The sequence below is a fragment of the Erwinia sp. MYb416 genome (genome assembly GCF_037479575.1).
Lineage (GTDB): Bacteria > Pseudomonadota > Gammaproteobacteria > Enterobacterales > Enterobacteriaceae > Erwinia > Erwinia rhapontici.
This window is the reverse complement of sequence record NZ_JBBGYT010000122.1, coordinates 616-1,353: the sequence shown is the minus strand read 5'-3', so window position 1 is coordinate 1,353 and position 738 is coordinate 616. Positions and strand designations below refer to the sequence as shown.

At 56.6% G+C, this 738-nt stretch carries 1 pseudogene; it reads left to right on the top strand.

From position 1 onward, the window contains the following. Positions 1 to 666 (top strand): annotated as a pseudogene (locus tag WH277_RS01145) (YccS/YhfK family putative transporter); the annotation flags it as partial. Positions 667 to 738 lie beyond the last annotated feature (72 nt).

Here is a 738-nt window from a genome sequence, read left to right as displayed (position 1 = left end):
CAACTGCTGTCACTGAACGGGGCGCAATTCCTGCTACCTCGCTTAATGGACACGCTAATGGGCTGTCTGATTGCCTTTGGCGGCATGATTTGGCTGTGGCCACAGTGGCAGAGTGGGTTAATGCGCCAAAATGCGCACGATGCACTGGAGACCTATCAGGAGGCATTGCAGATGCTGCTGGGGAGTGAGCAGGATGCGGAGAAACTGGCATACCAGCGTATGCGGGTGAATCAGGCGCACAACGCGCTGTTTAACTCACTGCATCAGGCGATGCAGGAACCGGGCTTTAATTCACGCTATCTCGCCGATATGCAGTTGTGGGTCACGCACAGCCAGTTTATTGTTGAGCATATCAACGCCATGACCATTCTGGCGCGAGAACACACCATGCTGACACCCACGCTGGCAGAGCGCTATCTGCAATCCTGCGAAATTGCCCTGCAACGCTGTCAGCAGCGTCTGGAGTATGACGGACCGGATTCAGGCAGCAATGTACTGGATGCCCCCGAGGACTTCCATCAGGGGCCGGTGACCATTATGGAGCGACACGTGAAGCGTATCCTTGGCCACCTCAGCGTAATGCACACCATTTCGTCACTGACCTGGAGCCAGCGCCCACATCATGGCCGCTGGCTGTCACGCCGATTGCGCAAATCGAAAACGTAGCGGTATCGGGACAGGCATGCCTGACCCCTACGAATTAGCGCCATGCCGACGTTGGCCCGGGATATGCCTGAC